9 protein-coding genes are annotated in these 22,012 nt (G+C 40.3%); all 9 read left to right on the top strand.

The genetic code is table 11. The annotated features are described in order from the left end of the window. Nucleotides 1-32 precede the first annotated feature (32 nt). Entirely contained in the window at nt 33-476 is a 444-nt protein-coding gene (gene rplK, locus OLM45_RS00175; protein ID WP_129461571.1) for a 50S ribosomal protein L11, read from the top strand. Nucleotides 477-482: 6 nt separating this feature from the next. After that, complete coding sequence (gene rplA, locus OLM45_RS00170; protein ID WP_129461570.1) at nt 483-1,172, top strand: 50S ribosomal protein L1; 690 nt, start codon at nt 483-485, stop codon at nt 1,170-1,172. A gap of 23 nt (nt 1,173-1,195) precedes the next feature. Then, nucleotides 1,196-1,696, top strand: a complete 501-nt coding sequence (gene rplJ / locus OLM45_RS00165; protein ID WP_264510959.1) for a 50S ribosomal protein L10 — start codon at nt 1,196-1,198, stop codon at nt 1,694-1,696. Nucleotides 1,697-1,750: 54 nt separating this feature from the next. Then, nucleotides 1,751-2,122: a 50S ribosomal protein L7/L12 gene (gene rplL, locus OLM45_RS00160; RefSeq protein ID WP_073364273.1), complete on the top strand. Its 372-nt coding sequence runs from the start codon at nt 1,751-1,753 to the stop codon at nt 2,120-2,122. A 267-nt stretch (nt 2,123-2,389) separates the two neighbouring features. Beyond that, nucleotides 2,390-6,202, top strand: a complete 3,813-nt coding sequence (gene rpoB, locus OLM45_RS00155) for a DNA-directed RNA polymerase subunit beta (protein ID WP_264510957.1) — start codon at nt 2,390-2,392, stop codon at nt 6,200-6,202. A gap of 71 nt (nt 6,203-6,273) precedes the next feature. Then, nucleotides 6,274-10,575: a DNA-directed RNA polymerase subunit beta' gene (rpoC, locus tag OLM45_RS00150; protein ID WP_264510955.1), complete on the top strand. Its 4,302-nt coding sequence runs from the start codon at nt 6,274-6,276 to the stop codon at nt 10,573-10,575. A gap of 2 nt (nt 10,576-10,577) precedes the next feature. Further along, on the top strand, nt 10,578-10,886 hold the full coding sequence (locus OLM45_RS00145) for a DUF3467 domain-containing protein (RefSeq protein ID WP_129461566.1): 309 nt from the start codon (nt 10,578-10,580) through the stop codon (nt 10,884-10,886). Nucleotides 10,887-11,066: 180 nt separating this feature from the next. After that, nucleotides 11,067-17,234, top strand: a complete 6,168-nt coding sequence (locus OLM45_RS00140; protein ID WP_264510953.1) for a YDG domain-containing protein — start codon at nt 11,067-11,069, stop codon at nt 17,232-17,234. A gap of 155 nt (nt 17,235-17,389) precedes the next feature. After that, on the top strand, nt 17,390-21,205 hold the full coding sequence (locus OLM45_RS00135; RefSeq protein WP_264510951.1) for a T9SS type A sorting domain-containing protein: 3,816 nt from the start codon (nt 17,390-17,392) through the stop codon (nt 21,203-21,205). Nucleotides 21,206-22,012 lie beyond the last annotated feature (807 nt).

Raw genomic sequence — 22,012 nt, 5'->3', positions numbered from 1 at the left:
CCAACTGTTAGATGTGCTAAATTTTGTAAAAAATGGCAAAAGAAATTAGTAAAGTAGTTAAACTACAAGTTAAGGGAGGTGCTGCGAATCCTTCGCCACCGGTTGGACCTGCTTTGGGAGCTGCTGGGGTTAACATCATGGAGTTCTGTAAGCAATTTAATGCGAGAACACAAGATCAACCCGGCAAAGTATTACCAGTTCAAATTACAGTCTATAAAGACAAGTCGTTTGATTTTGTTGTAAAAACTCCTCCTGCTGCGGTTCAATTAATGGATGCTGCAAAAATCAAATCCGGTTCAGGTCAACCTAACCGTAAAAAAGTGGCTAATGTTTCTTGGGATCAAATCAAAACGATCGCTGAAGACAAAATGCCTGATTTGAATTCATTCACTATGGAATCAGCTATGAGTATGATTGCCGGTACTGCTCGTTCAATGGGTATTACCGTAACCGGAGATTCTCCGCTAAAAAAATAATGAGTTATGGCAAAATTGACGAAAAAACAAAAAGAAGCTGCATCAAAAATTGAAAAGAATAAATTGTATTCTTTGAAAGATGCTTCTGCTTTATTAAAGCAAGTTTCTTATGCAAAATTTGATGAGTCAGTTGATATTGCTGTTCGTTTAGGAGTTGATCCAAGAAAAGCAAATCAAATGGTTCGTGGTGTGGTAACGTTACCTCACGGTACTGGTAAAGACGTTCGCGTATTAGCGCTTGTTACTCCAGATAAAGAAGCGGAAGCTAAAGCTGCGGGTGCTGACCACGTAGGTTTAGATGACTATCTACAAAAAATCAAAGATGGTTGGACGGATGTTGATGTAATCATCACCATGCCAGCGGTTATGGGTAAATTAGGTCCATTAGGTCGTATTTTAGGTCCTCGTGGTTTAATGCCTAACCCAAAAACAGGAACAGTAACTATGGAAGTAGGTAAAGCTGTTCAAGAAGTGAAAGCAGGTAAAATCGACTTTAAAGTGGATAAAACCGGTATCGTTCACGCTGGAATCGGAAAAGTATCTTTCGATGCTGACAAGATTGTAGATAATGCTCACGAAATTATTCAAACATTAATCAAATTAAAACCAACTGCAGCTAAAGGTACTTACATCAAGTCTATCCACTTGTCAAGTACAATGAGTCCTGCTATTGCTTTAGATCCTAAAGCAGTATAATTGGGTAGTTAAAAAGTTTTATTATGACTAGAGAAGAAAAATCAATCGCGATAAAAGACTTAACTGCAAAATTAGCAGAGGCGAACATCCTTTATATTGCAGATACGTCAGGTTTAGATGCTGAAACGACATCTAACTTACGCAGAGCTTGTTTCAAAGCAGGTATTAAATTAGAAGTGGTAAAAAACACGTTGTTGGAAAAAGCTATGGAAGCTTCTGAAAACGAGTACGGTGAATTACCAACTATTCTTAAAGGAAACTCTTCTATTTTAATTGCAACTGTTGCGAACCAACCTGCAAAAATCATCAAAGATTTCCGTAAAAAGTCGGATAAGCCTATTTTAAAAGGTGCTTATATCAACCAAGAAATCTACATCGGTGATAACCAGTTAGATTCATTAGCAGCGTTAAAATCGAAAGAAGAAGTTATTGGAGAAATCATCGGATTACTTCAATCTCCTGCAAAACGCGTACTTTCTGCTTTGTTAAACAACGCAGAGCAAAAAGGCGAAGCAGCAGAATAATTGAACGCACTTAATAAATAAAATAAATTTAAAAACATTTTAAAGATAGAAAAAATGGCAGATTTGAAACAATTCGCAGAACAATTGGTTAACTTAACTGTAAAAGAAGTTAACGATTTAGCTACAATATTAAAAGAAGAGTACGGTATCGAGCCTGCTGCTGCTGCAGTAGTAGTTGCTGCTGGTGGTGGTGATGCTGGTGCTGCTGAAGAACAAACTGAGTTCACAGTAGTATTGAAAGATGCTGGTGCTTCTAAATTAGCTGTTGTAAAAGCGGTTAAAGAATTAACAGGTTTAGGTCTTAAAGAAGCTAAAGATATCGTAGACGGAGCTCCTTCTAACATTAAAGAAGCGGTTTCTAAAGCAGAAGCTGAAGGCTTGAAAAAAGCACTTGAAGAAGCTGGAGCTGTAGTAGAATTGAAATAATTCTTCTCCGGTTAAAGAATAAGGTTTAGGTCTAGAGTCGTTACTCGAAGACCTAAACCATTTTTCGTATAATAAAATTATCAATTTTTAAAGGATCATTTTTTCCTTTAAAACCATAAAAAAAGATAGCCGAAACGAAGAAAAAAATAGACTATTTTCCTGGTTTGTTTTTAAAGATGTGACGGTTATTTCACCCAAGGAAAGTAACAAAACAACGTGTTAAACACAAAAAAGTACTTTTTTTAAAAATCAAAATTTTGTCCATTGATGATAACTAATCAGACTGAAAGATTGAATTTTGCCTCGACGAAGAACATTCCACAGTATCCCGATTTCTTGGATGTTCAAATCAAGTCGTTCAAAGATTTCTTCCAATTGGAAACGAAATCAGACGAAAGAGGTAACGAAGGGTTGTACAATACCTTCATGGAAAACTTCCCAATCACTGATACCAGAAATCAATTCGTGTTGGAATTCCTCGATTATTTCGTAGATCCACCACGTTACACCATTCAAGAGTGTATCGAACGAGGGTTGACGTATAGCGTTCCTCTCAAAGCTCGTTTAAAATTATACTGTACCGATCCGGAACACGAAGATTTCGAAACCATCGTACAGGATGTGTATTTAGGAACTATTCCTTATATGACGCCAAGCGGTACATTCGTAATTAATGGCGCAGAACGTGTGGTAGTTTCACAATTACACCGTTCGCCTGGGGTGTTCTTTGGACAGTCGTTCCACGCCAACGGAACTAAATTATACTCTGCGCGTGTCATTCCATTCAAAGGTTCTTGGATTGAATTTGCTACCGATATCAATAACGTGATGTATGCATACATCGACCGTAAGAAGAAATTACCGGTAACCACTTTATTCCGTGCGATTGGATTTGAACGCGATAAAGATATCTTAGAAATCTTCGACCTTGCTGAAGAAATCAAAGTATCTAAAACCGGATTAAAAAAATACGCTGGTCGTAAATTAGCGGCTCGTGTTTTGAACACATGGCACGAAGATTTCGTGGATGAGGATACCGGTGAAGTAGTGTCTATTGAACGTAACGAAATTATCTTGGATCGTGATACGATTTTAGATAAAGACAATATTGAAGAAATCATCGATGCAAATGTAAAATCGATCTTACTTCATAAAGAGGATAACAACCAAGCGGATTACGCGATTATCCACAACACGTTACAAAAAGACCCAACCAACTCTGAAAAAGAAGCTGTTGAGCATATCTACCGTCAGTTGCGTAATGCAGAACCACCTGATGAAGAAACGGCTCGTGGTATTATCGATAAATTGTTCTTCTCGGATCAACGCTACAACTTAGGTGAAGTAGGTCGTTACCGTATGAACAAAAAATTAAACTTGGATATCCCAATGGAAAAGCAAGTGCTTACCAAAGAGGATATCATCACCATTGTGAAATATTTGATCGAATTGATCAACTCTAAAGCTGAGATTGATGATATCGACCACTTATCCAACCGTCGTGTTCGTACGGTAGGTGAGCAACTTTCACAACAATTTGGTGTAGGTCTTGCGCGTATGGCGAGAACAATTCGTGAGCGTATGAATGTACGTGATAACGAGGTGTTCACCCCTATTGACTTGATCAATGCTAAAACCTTATCTTCAGTTATTAATTCATTCTTCGGAACGAATCAGTTATCGCAGTTCATGGATCAAACCAATCCATTAGCTGAGATTACACACAAACGTCGTCTTTCTGCATTAGGACCAGGTGGTCTTTCTAGAGAGCGCGCTGGTTTCGAGGTTCGTGACGTTCACTACACACACTACGGTCGTTTGTGTCCGATTGAAACCCCTGAGGGACCGAACATTGGTTTGATTTCTTCACTAGGAGTTTTCGCCAAAGTAAACGGAATGGGATTCATTGAAACGCCTTACCGTAAAGTTGCCAATGGTAAAGTAGATTTGGTTTCTGAACCTATTTACCTAAGCGCTGAAGAAGAAGAAGGTAAAATGATTGCCCAAGCAAACATTGAGATGGATGATCAAGGTACAATTACAGCAGAAAAAGTTATTGCTCGTGAAGAGGGTGACTTTCCAGTAGTTGAACCAACAGTTGTACATTATACCGACGTTGCACCAAACCAAATCGCCTCGATTTCAGCTTCATTGATTCCTTTCTTGGAGCACGATGACGCGAACCGTGCGTTGATGGGATCGAACATGATGCGTCAGGCCGTACCATTATTACGTCCTGAATCACCAATTGTAGGTACAGGTTTAGAGCGTCAAGTGGCTTCAGATTCTCGTGTATTGATTAATGCAGAAGGAAATGGAGTGGTTGAATACGTAGACGCGGATAAAGTAACCATCAAATACGACCGTACCGACGAAGAGCGTATGGTAAGTTTTGATACTGACGAGAAAACGTATCAATTGATTAAATTTAGAAAAACGAACCAAAGTACTTGTATCAACTTGAAACCAATCGTTCGTAAAGGCGATCGCGTAGTAAAAGGACAAGTACTGTGTGAAGGATATGCAACGCAAGCCGGAGAATTGGCGATCGGACGTAACTTGAAAGTGGCGTTTATGCCATGGAAAGGGTACAACTTCGAGGATGCGATTGTAATCTCTGAAAAAGTAGTTCGTGACGATATTTTTACGTCTATCCATATCGATGATTATTCGTTGGAAGTTCGTGATACCAAATTAGGTAACGAAGAATTAACGAATGATATTCCAAACGTTTCTGAAGAAGCGACAAAAGATTTGGATGAAAACGGTATGATCCGTATCGGTGCTGAAGTAAAACCGGGTGATATCTTAATTGGTAAGATTACGCCAAAAGGAGAATCTGATCCAACACCAGAAGAAAAATTACTTCGTGCGATCTTCGGTGATAAAGCCGGTGATGTGAAAGATGCATCGTTAAAAGCTTCACCTTCATTAAGCGGTGTGGTTTTAGATAAAAAATTATTTGCTCGTGCGGTGAAAGATAAACGTAAGCGTACGAAAGATAAAGACGATTTGACAGCATTAGAAATGGAATTCGAAGTGCGTTTCGTTGAATTGAAAGATAAATTGGTTGAGAAATTATTCGCTATCGTTGATGGTAAAACATCACAAGGGGTAATGAATGATTTGGGTGAAGAAGTATTGCCAAAAGGTAAAAAATATACCAAGAAAATGCTTCAAGCTGTAGAAGATTTTGCACACTTAACCAAAGGTCAATGGGTTGCGGATGATGAAACAAACCGTTTGGTTAATGACTTAATCCACAACTACAAAATCAAATTAAACGACCTTCAAGGTGCGTTACGTCGTGAGAAGTTTACCATTACAGTGGGTGACGAGTTACCAGCAGGTATCTTGAAACTCGCTAAAGTATACATTGCGAAGAAACGTAAATTGAAAGTGGGAGATAAAATGGCAGGTCGCCACGGTAACAAAGGTATCGTAGCGCGTATCGTTCGCCAAGAAGATATGCCATTCTTAGAAGATGGAACACCAGTGGATATCGTATTGAACCCACTTGGGGTACCTTCGCGTATGAACATCGGGCAGATTTATGAAACTGTATTGGGTTGGGCTGGATTAAAATTAGGGAAGAAATTTGCTACCCCAATTTTCGACGGTGCAACGTTAGATCAAATTAATGCATTAACGGATGAAGCGGGTATTCCACGTTTTGGTCATACGTATTTGTATGATGGAGGAACTGGAGAGCGTTTCCACCAACCGGCTACGGTAGGGGTTATCTACATGCTGAAATTAGGTCACATGGTGGATGATAAAATGCACGCACGTTCAATCGGTCCATACTCGTTAATTACGCAACAACCTCTTGGAGGTAAGGCCCAATTCGGAGGTCAGCGTTTTGGAGAGATGGAGGTTTGGGCACTTGAAGCCTACGGTGCATCAAGTACCTTACGTGAAATCTTGACGGTTAAATCGGATGACGTAATCGGTAGAGCTAAAACTTACGAAGCTATCGTTAAGGGTGAAGCAATGCCAGAACCAGGATTACCAGAATCATTCAATGTATTAATGCATGAATTGAAAGGTCTTGGATTAGATATCCGATTAGAAGAATAATATCAGTACCGGAAGGCCGATGCTGAGAAGGATCGGCCCCTTTAACTGTAACTATTTTAAAAACGACTAAGATGAACAACAGAAATAAAGATAAAAATACCATTAAAAGATTCGACAAAATCACGATCGGACTAGCGTCGCCTGAGTCTATTTTGGCAGAATCAAGAGGTGAGGTTTTAAAACCAGAAACCATCAACTATCGTACACACAAACCTGAACGTGACGGTTTATTTTGTGAGCGTATCTTCGGACCTGTAAAGGATTTCGAATGTGCTTGTGGAAAATACAAACGTATCCGTTACAAAGGTATCGTGTGTGACCGTTGTGGGGTGGAAGTGACTGAAAAGAAAGTACGTCGCGACCGTGTAGGACATATCAATTTAGTAGTGCCAATCGCTCACATTTGGTATTTCCGTTCCTTACCAAACAAAATCGGTTATATCCTTGGATTACCTTCCAAAAAATTGGATATGATCATCTACTACGAGCGCTATGTGGTAATTCAAGCCGGTATCGCTAAAAATGTAGATGGTGAGCCGTTACAAAAATTAGATTTCTTAACTGAAGAAGAGTATTTGAATATTTTAGATACCCTTCCAATGGAGAACCAATATTTAGACGATAACGATCCAAATAAATTCATCGCTAAAATGGGTGCTGAATGTATTATGGACTTGTTAGCACGTACCGATTTGGATGCTTTGTCATACGAATTGCGTCACTCTGCCAACAATGAAACGTCTAAACAACGTAAAACAGAAGCGTTAAAACGTCTTCAAGTAGTGGAGTCTTTCCGTGATTCTAATTTGAACCGTGAAAACCGTCCAGAATGGATGATCTTGAAAGTGATTCCGGTTATCCCACCAGAATTACGTCCGTTGGTGCCACTTGATGGTGGTCGTTTCGCGACATCCGACTTGAATGACTTGTACCGTCGTGTGATTATCCGTAACAACCGTTTAAAACGTTTGATGGAAATCAAAGCGCCTGAGGTAATCTTACGTAACGAAAAACGTATGTTGCAAGAGGCTGTTGACTCCTTGTTCGATAATACACGTAAAGCTTCTGCCGTTAAAACAGAATCCAACCGACCCTTGAAATCCCTTTCGGATTCTTTGAAAGGTAAACAAGGTCGTTTCCGTCAAAACTTATTGGGTAAACGTGTGGATTATTCAGCTCGTTCGGTAATTGTCGTTGGACCTGAATTGAAAATGTACGAATGTGGTTTGCCAAAAGATATGGCAGCTGAATTGTACAAACCATTCGTTATCCGTAAGTTGATTGAGCGGGGAATCGTGAAAACGGTTAAATCGGCGAAGAAAATCATCGATAAAAAAGAACCGGTAGTATGGGATATCCTTGAAAATGTAATTAAAGGTCACCCAGTATTACTAAACCGTGCCCCCACTCTTCACCGTTTGGGTATCCAAGCTTTCCAACCAAAATTAATTGAAGGAAAAGCGATTCAGTTACACCCGTTAACGTGTACGGCGTTTAATGCCGACTTTGACGGTGACCAGATGGCGGTTCACTTACCGTTAGGACCAGAAGCAATTTTAGAAGCCCAATTGTTAATGTTGGCTTCTCACAATATCTTGAACCCAGCTAATGGTGCGCCAATCACCGTTCCTTCTCAGGACATGGTACTTGGATTGTACTATATGACCAAAGAGCGTTTGTCTACTCCAGAATTAACTATTAAAGGAGAAGGCTTAACATTCTATTCGGCTCAAGAAGTAAATATTGCTTTGAATGAAGGACGATTAGAGTTAAATGCACGCGTTAAAATCAGAACGAAAGATTTCAACGAAAATGGCGAATTGGTATACAAAATTATCCAAACAACTGCCGGACGTGTATTGTTCAACGAAGTGGTGCCAGAAGCAGCGGGTTATATCAATGAAGTATTGACGAAAAAGTCATTGCGTGATATCATTGGTAAAATCTTAGCTACTACGAATGTACCTACTACGGCTGCATTCTTAGATGATATTAAAGATATGGGATACAAATTCGCCTTCCAAGGTGGATTGTCCTTCTCATTAGGAGATATTAAAGTACCAGAGAAAAAAGACGATTTGATTGCGGATGCTCGTGAACAAGTGGACGGAATTACCATGAACTATAACATGGGTCTTATCACAAATAATGAGCGTTACAATCAAGTAATCGACGTGTGGACTTCTACCAATGCTTTGTTGACTGAATTGGCAATGAAGAATATTCGTGAAGACCAACAAGGATTTAACTCAGTATACATGATGTTGGATTCAGGAGCACGTGGTTCGAAAGAGCAGATTCGTCAGTTAACCGGTATGCGTGGTTTGATGGCGAAGCCGAAAAAATCAACTGCAGGTGGTGGAGAAATTATCGAAAACCCGATTCTTTCTAACTTTAAAGAAGGTCTTTCGATTTTGGAATACTTCATCTCAACCCACGGTGCGCGTAAAGGTCTCGCGGATACGGCGTTAAAAACGGCGGATGCAGGATACTTAACACGTCGTCTACATGACGTTTCCCAAGATGTAATTGTGAACTCGGTTGATTGTGGTACATTACGTGGTATTGAAGTAACGGCTTTGAAGAAAAACGAAGAAATCGTTGAAACTCTTGGTGAGCGTATTTTAGGTCGTGTGACATTACATGATGTAATTAATCCGTTAACTTCTCAAGTAATTATTGCAGCAGGTGAAGAAATCACGGAAGCTGTAGTGCGTGAAATTGAAGAATCACCAATCGAAAGGGTAGAGGTGCGTTCTCCATTAACTTGTGAAGCAACGAAAGGAATCTGTGCAAAATGTTACGGAAGAAACTTAGCAACGGGTAAAATGACTCAAAAAGGTGAGGCTGTAGGTGTAATTGCTGCACAGTCCATCGGTGAGCCAGGTACACAGTTGACACTTCGTACTTTCCACGTTGGAGGGGTTGCAGGAGGTGTTTCTGAAGAATCATCAATCGTAGCACGTTTTGGCGGTCGACTTGAAATTGAAGATTTGAAAACGGTTAAAGGAGAAGATAGCGAAGGAAACCAAGTGGATATCGTAATCTCTCGTTCAACTGAATTAAAATTGATCGATGCTACAACAGGTATCGTATTAAATACACACAACATTCCTTACGGTTCTAGCATTTTTGTGAAAGATGGGGATGTAGTTGAAAAAGGAACTACTTTGTGTAAATGGGATCCATATAACGGGGTAATTGTATCTGAGTTTACAGGTAAAATTGCTTACGAAGATTTAGAACAAGGACAAACGTTCCAAGTTGAAATCGACGAACAAACCGGATTCCAAGAGAAAGTAATTTCTGAAGGAAGAAATAAAAAATTGATTCCGACCTTATTGATCTATGGAAAAGACGGAGAATTAATTCGTTCATACAACTTACCAGTAGGGGCACACCTTATGGTAGAAGATGGCGAGAAAATTAAAGCCGGTAAAATCTTAGTGAAAATCCCACGTCGTTCTTCGAAAGCTGGGGATATCACAGGAGGTCTTCCACGTATTACCGAGTTATTAGAAGCGCGTAATCCTTCAAATCCAGCAGTGGTTTCTGAAATTGATGGAGTTGTTTCTTTCGGTAAAATCAAACGAGGTAACCGCGAAATTATCATTGAATCTAAATTCGGTGATGTTCGTAAATACTTAGTGAAATTATCAAGTCAGATTCTAGTTCAAGAAAATGACTTCGTGAAAGCAGGTATGCCATTGTCTGACGGAGCGATTACTCCAGAAGATATCTTACGAATCCAAGGGCCATCGGCTGTTCAACAGTATTTGGTAAATGAAATTCAAGAGGTTTACCGTTTGCAAGGGGTAAAAATCAACGACAAACACTTTGAAGTGGTGATTCGTCAAATGATGCGTAAAGTACAAATCCAAGATCCAGGAGATACTTTATTCTTGGAAGAACAATTGGCGCACACTAGCGACTTTATGGTTGAAAATGACAAATTGTACGGAATGAAAGTGGTTGAAGATGCTGGTGATTCTGAGAATTTGAAACCCGGTCAAATTGTAAGCCCACGTGATTTACGCGATGAAAACTCCGTGTTAAAACGTAATGATAAGAACTTGGTTGTTGCTCGTGATGCAGTTATGGCTACAGCAACTCCAGTGCTTCAGGGTATTACACGTGCTTCGTTACAAACAAAATCATTCATCTCAGCAGCTTCCTTCCAGGAAACAACTAAAGTATTGAATGAGGCTGCAGTTGCAGGTAAAGTAGACCAATTAGAAGGTTTGAAAGAAAACGTTATTGTAGGTCATAGAATCCCAGCCGGTACCGGTATGCGTGATTATGATAACATTATCGTTGGTTCGAAAGACGATTACAACGAATTGATGGCTAACAAAGAAGAATACGTTTACTAATCATGAGCGAAGAATTGCAACCCGGACAGATCAACATCGAATTGGATGAGAAAACAGCGGAAGGAATTTATTCCAACCTTGCCATTATCAACCATTCGCCCTCTGAGTTTGTATTGGATTTTGTGACCATCATGCCTGGTGTGCCAAAATCAAAAGTAAAATCGCGAATTATTTTAACGCCTCAACATGCCAAACGGTTGTTGAAAGCGATGGCAGAGAATATTCATCGATTTGAACAAGCCCATGGAGAAATTAAAGAAACGGATTTACCGCCAACTCCTTTAAATTTCGGTCCGACAGGACAAGCCTAATACAGAAAAACTCCTCTAGAAATAGAGGAGTTTTTTTATTAAAATAAACTAAAATAACCGACAAAAAACCAATTTAATCGACGTATGAAACAGTTGCGGATTGTTAACAAAAAGCTAACATAAAATAGCTGTTTTCAGGGTTTTAGTTTTTAATTTTGTGCAAAATCAACATCTTTAATTATGCGTAAAAATCTACAATTTTTCAATAAGAACAAGTTTTTCTTGGTCTTATTGATGTTTCTTTTCCAATTGGGTCATGCTCAGTTGTTAACAGAAAATTTTAGTTATTCTACTGCCGGAGATATTACAACAGCTTCGGGAGGGAATTGGACTGCACATAGTGGTAGTACCTTTTATCCTCAGTTTACAACATCTGGTCTTACTTATCCAGGTTACCCAGGCTCAGGTGTAGGAGGGGCTGTTACTATCTCAACAACTGGGGTAGCTGACGTAAACAGAACTTATACAGCTCAAACTTCAGGTAATGTTTATGCAGCATTCTTGGTTAATGTAAGTTCTGCAACTACAACTGGAGATTATTTTATCCATTTGGGTACAGGTGCATCATCCTTTGTGGGAAGATTCTTTGTTAAAAGAGATGCTTCTAACAATTTGGCTTTTGGAATTTCCAAAAATGCAGCTGTAGCAAGTGCTACATTTACAGGTTTTACTTACTCGCTAAACACTACTTATTTAGTTGTAATTAAATACTCAATTATTTCAGGAACAACGAATGATACGGTAAGTGTGTTTATTAATCCAGCACTAAATGGTACTGAGGGTACTGCAAATATTACAGCTCCAGACCCTACAGCTGCCGATGTAAATCCAAGTGCATTTTACATTCGTCAGGGGACACCTCCAGGTGCTACAATTGACGGTATTCGAATAGCAACATCATGGGCTTCTGCAGTACCAAGTGCTGCTTCAATATCTTCAAGCACTACCTCTTTATTGGCATATTCAACTACTTATGGAGTTGCAACACCATCGCAAACATCTTTAATATCTGGTTCTGGTCTTTCTGCGAATATCACTGCAACTGCACCAACAGGATTTGAAGTGTCTTCGGATAATACCACATTTGGCACGACAGCCACATTCACCCAATCTGGAGGAACAGCCAATGGAACTTTATATATTCGTATGAGTGCAACTGCTACAGTTGGTGGTTCTTATAATAATCAAAATATTGTATTGTCTTCAACTGGAGCAACTGCAGTAAATATTACAACCGCAGCATCAGGGAATAGTGTTTCTAAAGCCACTTTAACCGCAACTGCCGGCAATCAAGCAGTAGCACAAGGAACAGCTGTGGCTACTGTAACTGGAGCAGGTACGTATTCCTTATCAGGTTTTTTCAATGGAGATACTAGTAGTGTTGTTTCAGGTACTGTTTCCTACACTACAAATTATACGGATACAACTCCAGCCGCAACAGCCGGAATTACAATTACTCCAGATGTTTCTGGATTAACAGCTGCGAATTATAATTTTGCCGCAGCGAATGGTACGATTACGATTACCTCTTCGCCTGTGCCAACAATCAGCAGTGCCTTAACGGCTACGGCAACTTATGGTACTTCTTATACCTATCAAATTGTTGCAGATAATTCACCTACATCTTACAATGCCACCAATTTACCTGCTGGTTTATCAATCAATACAGCAACAGGTGAAATTTCGGGTATTCCTACTGCTGCACCAGGTGTATATAACATTGGTTTAGTAGCTACGAATGCAGGTGGTGATGGAACGGCAACTTTGTCGTTGACAATTAATGCAAAATCCTTAACAATTTCAGGAATTGCAACAGTAGATAAAATCTATGATGCTACTACATCTGTGAGCTACACAGGTGGATCGTTGGAAGGAGTTTATGGTTCAGATACCGTATCATTTACAGGGTCGGCTACTATGGTTGATAAAGTTATAGGTTCAAATAAACCCGTAACTTTTGCATTGACCTTAAATGGTGCTCAAGCTGGTAATTATAGCTTGACACAACCTTCTGGTTTAACTGTAAATATTACAGCAAAAGAGTTAACTGTTACAGGTGCTGCTGCACAAAACAAGACTTTTGATGGGAATACTAATGCAGTAATTACGGGGACACTTTCGGGTATTGCTGGTTCAGATGTGGTGACACTTTCTGGAACAGGAACTTTTGCTTCATCAGCAATTGGTAACAATATCGCCGTGACTTCTACATCAACCATTGGTGGTGCAGATGCAGGTAACTATTATTTGACACAACCAACTGGTTTAACAGCCAATATTAGTCCTGCTATTGTTGCTTTATTACAATGGAATACATTTGGAAATGCGGGTACTGAAACGACAGAGCCAAGCACTTCTAATGAAGCAAATATTGGTTCAGCGTCTTTAAATTATACAGGAAGTACAGTTACTCCTGCTTCAAACGGTAACCGTTTAGGGGGAACCAATTGGACAGTAGGGGCAACTATTGATACTTCAAAGTATATCCAATTTACCGTAACTCCTAATGCCGGATTTACATTTACACCAACATCGTTTGAATTTATTTGGGATTTCTCTGGTAGCGGACCTTCAAGTGTAGCTTTACGTTCTTCAGTAGATGGATATGCTTCAAATATTGGAGCCGTTACTGGATTAACAGCAAACACTTCAGCAGTTCGTACAATTGCGATTTCTGGTTTATCAGCAATCTCAACTCCTACAACATTCCGTATTTATGGTTATCAAGCGACAGCCTTAACTGGAACAGGTGGATTCGATTGTGCTGTATCAACCAATAACGTGGTACTTAAAGGATATACAGGTGTGGCACCAGCGCCATCTTTCTCAACGAGTGGTTCTCCCGCCGCATTGTCTACAACTTATGGCACGGCTTCAACTGAAACTTCATTCACTGTTTCAGGTACTTATTTATTAAGTGGTGTAACAGCAACGGCTCCAGCGGGATTTGAAGTTTCTGCAACTTCAGGATCTGGATTTGGGTCGACAGCTACTGTAGGTGCTGCAGGAAACATCACAAACGTTCCTGTTTATGTGCGTTTAGCCGCTAATGCTTCAGTGGCAGGTTCTCCTTACTCAGGCGATATCGTATTGTCTACAACAGGAGCTACTTCTGTAAATGTGGCTACTGCTTCAAGTACAGTAACTCCAAAAACATTAACAATTAACGGAATTTCAATTGCGAATAAAGTAGTTGATGGAAATACCGATGCTACCATTACAGGTACACCTTCATTGGTTGGTGTTGTTACTGGTGATGAAGCCAATGTTATTTTAGGAGGAACTCCTGTAGCAACCTTTACTTCTTCAGCTGTTGCAACAGATATTCCCGTAACTGTAAGTGGGTATACTATTACAGGAAGTGCTTCTTCAAATTATTCATTAACACAACCCTCAGGTTTAGTTGCAGATATTACTTCAGAACCATCGCCTGTAATTTCAAGTGCTTTAACAGCAACAGTAACGTATGGAACTGCATTTAATTATTTTATTACTGCAACAAATGCTCCTTCATCTTATAATGCGACCAACTTGCCTGCAGGATTAACTGTAAATACAACAACTGGTGAAATTTCAGGTGTTTTGACTGCAGCGCCTGGGAATTATTCGATTATTTTGGAGGCTACAAATGTTGGAGGTACTGGTTCAGATGTATTAGTACTTACAGTAGAAGCTAAAGTGTTGACTGTTGATGGATTATCAATTGTCAATAAAATTTACGATGGCAATACATCGGCCACTTATACTGGCGGTACATTAAATGGTATTTACAATACCGATGTAGTGAGTTTCACAGGTGTTGCTACTTTTGGAACGAAAACAGTAGGTACTGCAAAACCAGTTTCATTAACATTGACATTGAATGGCGCAGCAGCTGGAAATTATACAGTAACTCAACTAACAGGTTTGACGGCTGATATTACTGCAAAAACGTTAACTATTACAGGTGCTGCTGCACAAAATAAACCTTTTGATGGTACTACTGCAGCTGTAATTACAGGTACACTTTCTGGTGTAGTGTCTGGAGATGTTGTTACCTTAAATGGAACAGGAACTTTTGCTACTTCAGCACAAGGAACAGGTATTGCTGTAACGTCAACCTCAACATTAGGAGGTGCTGATGCGGGTAATTATTCATTAACACAGCCAACAGGTTTAACAGCAAATATTACACAACCTGCTATTTTAATGTGGAATACTTTTAGTAACGCGGGAACAGAAACAACTGAGCCAAGTGTTTACAATAATAATTTTGTTTCATCATCCAATATTACAGTTGCAGGAATTACTACTGCAGGAAATGCGAACCGTCTAGGAGGTTCAAACTGGCCTTTAACGACTACAATTGATGCTACTAAATATTATCAATTTACAGTAACCCCTAATGCAGGTTATCAATTTACTCCAACATCTTTAAGTTTTGTTTGGGATCGTTCAGGTACAGGGCCAAGTTCAATTGCGATTCGTTCTTCGATCAACAATTATGCTACTGATATCGCCGTATTAAATGGGGTGACTGCAAGTACCTCTGCTTTCAATAGTCTAGTAATGTCTTCTTTAGGGGATGTTCAATCTGCTACTACTTTCCGTGTTTATGCATACAATGCTACAGGTGCAGCAGGAACTGGAGGTTTTGATACAGCAACGAATGTGAATAATATTATTCTTTACGGAACTACAAGTTTAATCACAGGTTCTACAGCAGCAACAATGAATGGAACTACTTCAATTTGTTCTGGAGATAGTGCTGTAATTAATGTTGCTATCACAGGAGGAAGAAGTCCTTATACATTAGTATATACTGACGGAACTAACAATTACACAGAATCCAATTATGTTTCTGGTTCAAGTATTGTTGTTACTCCAGCTTCTACTACAACGTATTCTATTGTTTCAATCACTGACGCAAATTCTTTAGTGGGTACAGGTAATACAGGGTCTGCTGTAATTACCTTGTTATCTAATACTACTTACTATGCTGATACCGATAATGACGGTTACGGTAATCCAGCAAGTTCTATTGTTTCTTGTTTGCCATTAGTTGGATATGTTGCTAATGATTTAGATTGTAACGATGCATCAAATACCATTTATCCTGGTGCTGTAGATGTATGTTATGACGGTATCGACAACGACTGTAACGGTAACATCGACAACATCGGATTGCCAGGTGGTTGTATTCCAATTTATACAACACCAGCGGTTACTGTTCCTAACTCAACCATCAGTTATGGTGCATCTATCATTACGAGTTTAGTGGCGAACTGTCAAGGATACCGTTATGTGGTTACCCGTGTGAATCCTGCAGATGATACACCAATGTCAGCTCCAGTAACTGTGGATATGGGTATGCGTAACTTGTTCTTGTCTAACTTGTCTAACTACGCATATGGTGCGAAGTTTAAAATTGAAACTACGGTTCGTATCAATAACGTATGGCAGCCGAACTATGCTCCTGCATTCTACGTGTTCACGCCAACACCATTAAGTACAGTGGCTTCTTGTGGTACTCAAATCTCTAATTTGACTACGCAAGTTACAAGTTCACCCGTTGCCTTAGTATCGGTTTACCGTTATCAAGTACAACGTTTGGATGCAAGTAACAACGTAGTAAGTACACAAGTAATTACAAGTGGATTACGTTACTTCTCATTCGAACAAGTAACCGATTTCCGTTACGATGCTAACTACAGCGTATCGTGTGCGATCCGCAACTTAGACGGTGTGTTTATGGCTTACGGTCCTGCATGTACTGTTCAAGCACCGAAACACCCAACTAGTGAAGTTCGCGCTACACAATGTAACGATTATCAAGTGTTGAACAATAATGAATTTATCTATGCGAACTTAGTTCGTAATGCCGTTCTATACCGTTACCGTTTGTATAATATTGATCAGGGCTATGACTATAGTGTAGACAGAAATGCCAACTTCTTCCGTTTATCGGATTTCCCAGGTTTAGTTCCTGGAGAAACGTATTCTGTTCAAGTAGCAGTGAGCATGCCAGGTCAACCTGACTTTGGTCCATTCGGAAAAACGTGTACTATCATTGCTCCAACTGCAGCTCGTACCATCGAGGATACACAAGCAGCTGAAGCAATTAGCTTCGAAGCGACGGTTTATCCGAACCCATTTGCAGAGAACTTCTATTTCAAAGTGAATTCAGCAAGCACAGCAGATTATACAATTCAAGTATATGATATGTTGGGTAAAATGGTGGAATCAAAAACCGTTTCATCCGATTCAGTGGAAAGCACAGAAGTAGGGGCTAACTTCCCAGCAGGGGTTTACAATGTGATCTTAACGCAAGGTGAGAATATCAAAACACTACGTGTGATTAAACGATAATTGATTTTTTTATCAAAACAATAAAAACCTCCTTCGGGAGGTTTTTTTTATGCAAATACGAAAAACGTCGTATTGCTGCCCAACAGCAAAGCCTGTAGTTTTGTCTCATAACCTCAAATCTCATAAGTAACCTAGTTAACCCTAAAATTCTTCTTATGAGACAAAAATTATTTTTTAAAGCAGGCCTGTTCTTGCTCTTATTCAGCGGATTACACGTTAGAAGTCAGTCGGCCGGATTCAATACCACGTATGTTGTATTGAATAATGGGAATGGAGATACCTTCTACGATCTTCAAGCCACAACAGCAAATCCCGATTTTGATAATGCACAGTTAGGAATATATTGTGCAGGATCTTCAGGCCTTTTTTTGAAAGGAGCTGAACATAACAATTGGAAATGTGGCGGATGTGACATTTCCAGTACGCATTTGTATTATCGGGTGTATTTAGTCAATGGAAGCAGCGGAGCATTTTCAGCTGTGGGACTTAATTTCACTTCTGATTTTGCCAATGGATGCGGCGGACGTGATCAACAATGGAGTGCTACCAACCTCAATGTGGATCTAACGTCTACTTTATCGCCTGGAAATTATGTGTTGGAAGTGTATTCCGATCAAGTAACAAGTTGTGCGGGGACGCAATACGCGAGTAATAATGGCGCTAATTTTAAAGCCAATTTTACAATAAATGCAGTCCAAACCTATTATGTCGATGCCGATGGTGATGGCTTTGGCGTTCCCTATTCGTCTACAACATCTTGTCTCGGAGCGCCTGTTGGTTATGTTGCCAATACAAACGACTGTAATGATAATCAACTCCAATATGTCGATGCCGATGGGGATGGATTTGGAAGTACAACCCTTACTGGCTGCGGTGTTTCCAATGCTGCCGATTGTGACGATTCCCAATTGCAATATTTAGACTTTGATGGCGATGGTTTCGGGAATGCTATATTAGTAGCTTGTGGTGTTACAAATGCATCCGATTGTAATGATAATCAATTGCAATATTTGGATGCCGATGGTGACGGTTATGGGAGTCAGGTGCTTGTTGCCTGCGGAGCCTCGAACAATGTAGATTGTAATGATGGCCAAATTCAATATTTAGATGTGGATGAAGACGGCTTTGGACGCAACGTTTGGGTAGCCTGTGGAGTGACCAATAATATCGATTGTAACGACAACGAACTCCAATACGTTGACGCTGATGGCGATGGGTATGGTGGAACAACTTTAGCCGCTTGCGGTCCCAATAATCATTCCGATTGTAATGATCACCAATTGCAATACCAAGATGCAGATGGTGATGGTTTTGGTCGCAACGTTTTGGTGGCTTGTGGGGTAGTTAATAATATCGATTGCAACGACAACGAACTCCAATACGTTGACGCTGATGGCGATGGTTTTGGAAGTACAACCTTAGCCGCTTGTGGCCCTAATAATAATTCTGATTGTAATGACAATCAATTGCAATACCAAGATGCCGACGGCGATGGCTTTGGTCGCAATGTTTTGGTGGCTTGTGGAGTGACCAATAATATCGATTGTAACGACAACGAACTCCAATACGTAGACGCTGATGGTGATGGGTATGGTGGAACTACTTTAGCCGCTTGCGGTCCCAATAATAATTCTGATTGTAATGACAGTCAGTTGCAATACCAAGATGCCGACGGCGATGGCTTTGGTCGTAATGTTTTGGTGGCTTGTGGGGTGACTAATAATATCGATTGCAACGACAACGAACTCCAATACGTTGACGGCGATGGCGATGGGTATGGTAGTACAACTTTTGCGGCTTGCGGTCCCAATAATAATTCTGATTGTAATGACAGTCAGTTGCAATACCAAGATGCCGACGGCGATGGCTTTGGTCGTAATGTTTTGGTGGCTTGTGGGGTGACTAATAATATCGATTGCAACGACAACGAACTCCAATACGTAGACGCCGACGGCGATGGGTACGGTAGTACAACCTTTGCTGCGTGTGGCCCTAATAATAATTCCGATTGTAATGATTTCCAATTGCAATACCAAGATGCCGACGGCGATGGCTTTGGTCGCAATGTCTTGGTGGCTTGTGGAGTGATCAATAATATCGATTGTAACGACAACGAACTTCAATACGTGGATGCTGATGGCGATGGGTACGGAAGTACGACCTTTGCCGCATGCGGTCCCAATAATAATTCCGATTGTAATGACTTCCAATTGCAATACATGGATGCCGACGGTGATGGCTTTGGCCGCAATGTATTGGTGGCTTGTGGGGTGACGAATAATATCGATTGTAACGACAACGAACTCCAATACGTAGACGCCGATGGCGATGGGTACGGCAGTACAATCTTTGCCGCTTGTGGTCCCAATAATCATTCCGATTGTAATGATTTCCAATTGCAATACATGGATGCCGACGGTGATGGCTTTGGGCGCAATGTTTTGGTGGCTTGTGGGGTAGTTAATAATAATGATTGTAACGACAATCAACTTCAATATGTAGATGCGGATGGTGACGGATTTGGAAGTATGATTTTTGCTCCCTGTGGTGTTGCAAATAATTCCGATTGCAATGATGCAAATCCGACCATAGGTGCAGGTTCGCCTTATTTTAGAGATGCTGATGGCGATGGTTTTGGGGATCCAACGGTTTCTGCTTGTCAATTTATGGCTGGCTATGTTACCAATAACACCGACTGCGATGATACACGTGCAAACGTAAACCCCGGAGCAGTGGATGTGTGTTACGATGGTTTAGACAACGACTGTAACGGTAACATCGATAACATTGGCTTATCCGGAGGTTGTATACCTGTTTATACAACACCCGCGGCAACAGTACCCAACTCAACCATTACTTATGGCGCTTCAATTATCACGAGCTTAGTTGCGAATGCACAAGGCTACCGTTATGTAGTTACCCGTGTGAATCCAGCCGATGACACCCCAATGTCAGCTCCTGTTACGGTGGATATGGGGTTACGTAATTTGTTCTTGTCCAATTTGTCCAATTATGCCTATGGTGCGAAGTATAAGGTTGAATCGACTGTGCGCATTAACAATGTATGGCAACCGAACTATGCGCCAGCTTTCTATGTGTTCACGCCAACACCATTAAGTACAGTGGCTTCTTGTGGAACTCAAATCTCGAATACAACAACACAAGTTACCAGTTCGGCAGTTGCCTTAGTATCAGTTTACCGTTACCAAGTCCAACGTTTGGATGCGAGCAACAATGTAGTAAGCACACAAGTGTTAACGAGCGGTTTGCGTTACTTCTCTTTTGATCAGGTGACCGACTTCCTTTATGATGCCAACTACAGCGTTTCGTGTGCGATTCGCAACTTAGACGGTGTATTTATGGCGTACGGTCCAGCTTGTACCATTCAAGCTCCAAAACACCCCAATACGGAATTGCGGGCCACGCAATGTAATGACTATGCGGTTATGAGTTATGCTGAGAATATCAGTGCGACTTTGGTTCGAAATGCGGTACAATACCGTTACCGTTTGTATAATGTGGGGCAGAGTTATGACTATAGTGTAGACAAAAATGCGAACTACTTCCGATTGACCGATTTCCCTGGCTTGGTTCCTGGTGAAACCTATTCGGTGCAAGTGGCGGTGAAAATGCCCAACCAACCTGATTTTGGATCGTTTAGTAAAACGTGCTCGATTCTAGTTCCTATGATTGCACGAGCAGTAGAAACAAGTGCGGAACCAATGGCTTTTGAAGCGACGGTTTATCCGAACCCATTTGCGGAGAATTGCTATTTCAAAGTGAATTCAGCAAGTACCGAAGACTATACGATTCAAGTGTATGATATGTTAGGTAAATTAGTAGAGACTAAAACCGTTTCATCCGATTCAGTAGAGAGCACAGAAGTAGGGGCAAACTTCCCAGCAGGGGTGTACAACGTCATCTTAACGCAAGGTGAGAATATTAAAACACTGCGTGTGATTAAACGATAAAGCATCTTTTATACATTGAAAAAGGGAGTTCGAAAGGGCTCCCTTTTTTTTGTGATATTTTCAATTGATCGGTTTAAAAGTGTATTCAATAAGTTATGTTATGTTTCAGGTTTCAAGTTGGATTCTAGTGAACTCAAGTTTGGAAATTCTCAGCAGCTCAGCGGCTCAGAATCTCAGCAGTTTTAAAAAGTTTCAGGTTTCAAGTTAGCTCGGTGTAAGCTGACGTTTTCTATTACTTAAAAGCTTAGTGACTTAGTGCCTTAGTGGCTAGAAGAGTTTCGGGTGGATGGGTTCAAAAGTTGAGGTTGTTTAAAAGTGGAATTGGGCCAGTGCATCACATTGACTCATTGACACATTATCATTCACTTTCCTTTTGTTTTCCTTCGAAACTTGTCCCATTTTCAAGCCTTACAAGATGCCTTTTTCCCAGGGTTTAGAGGCACAACTGTGGCACAACTGTGGCACAACCCCGAACCAAACCGCAACCAAACCGCAACCAAACCGCAACCAAACTAGAAGAAAATACACAGTGTTCAGTGTTAACTGATGACTGATCAATACCTTCCCAGTTTAGTTCCACACAACAAAAAAACGAGTGATTTACTTTAGTTATTTCATCATTTTTTGAAGGGTATACATCAGTATTTTAAAATATCGATAAACTGCACTTTTTTAACACTTCTCTACGGTAAAATTCTTACTTATATGCAAAAGTACTACAAGAAATTGTAGCGAAATTCGACACGAATTCCTCCATAAACTGCACAAAAAGAACGTTTTTGGGAATTGGCGAATGTTGTTGGTCGG

This window comes from Flavobacterium sp. N1719, assembly GCF_025947045.1.
Classification (GTDB): domain Bacteria; phylum Bacteroidota; class Bacteroidia; order Flavobacteriales; family Flavobacteriaceae; genus Flavobacterium; species Flavobacterium stagni.
Note: the sequence above shows the minus strand (reverse complement) of the source record. Positions and strands in the feature narration are given on the sequence as shown.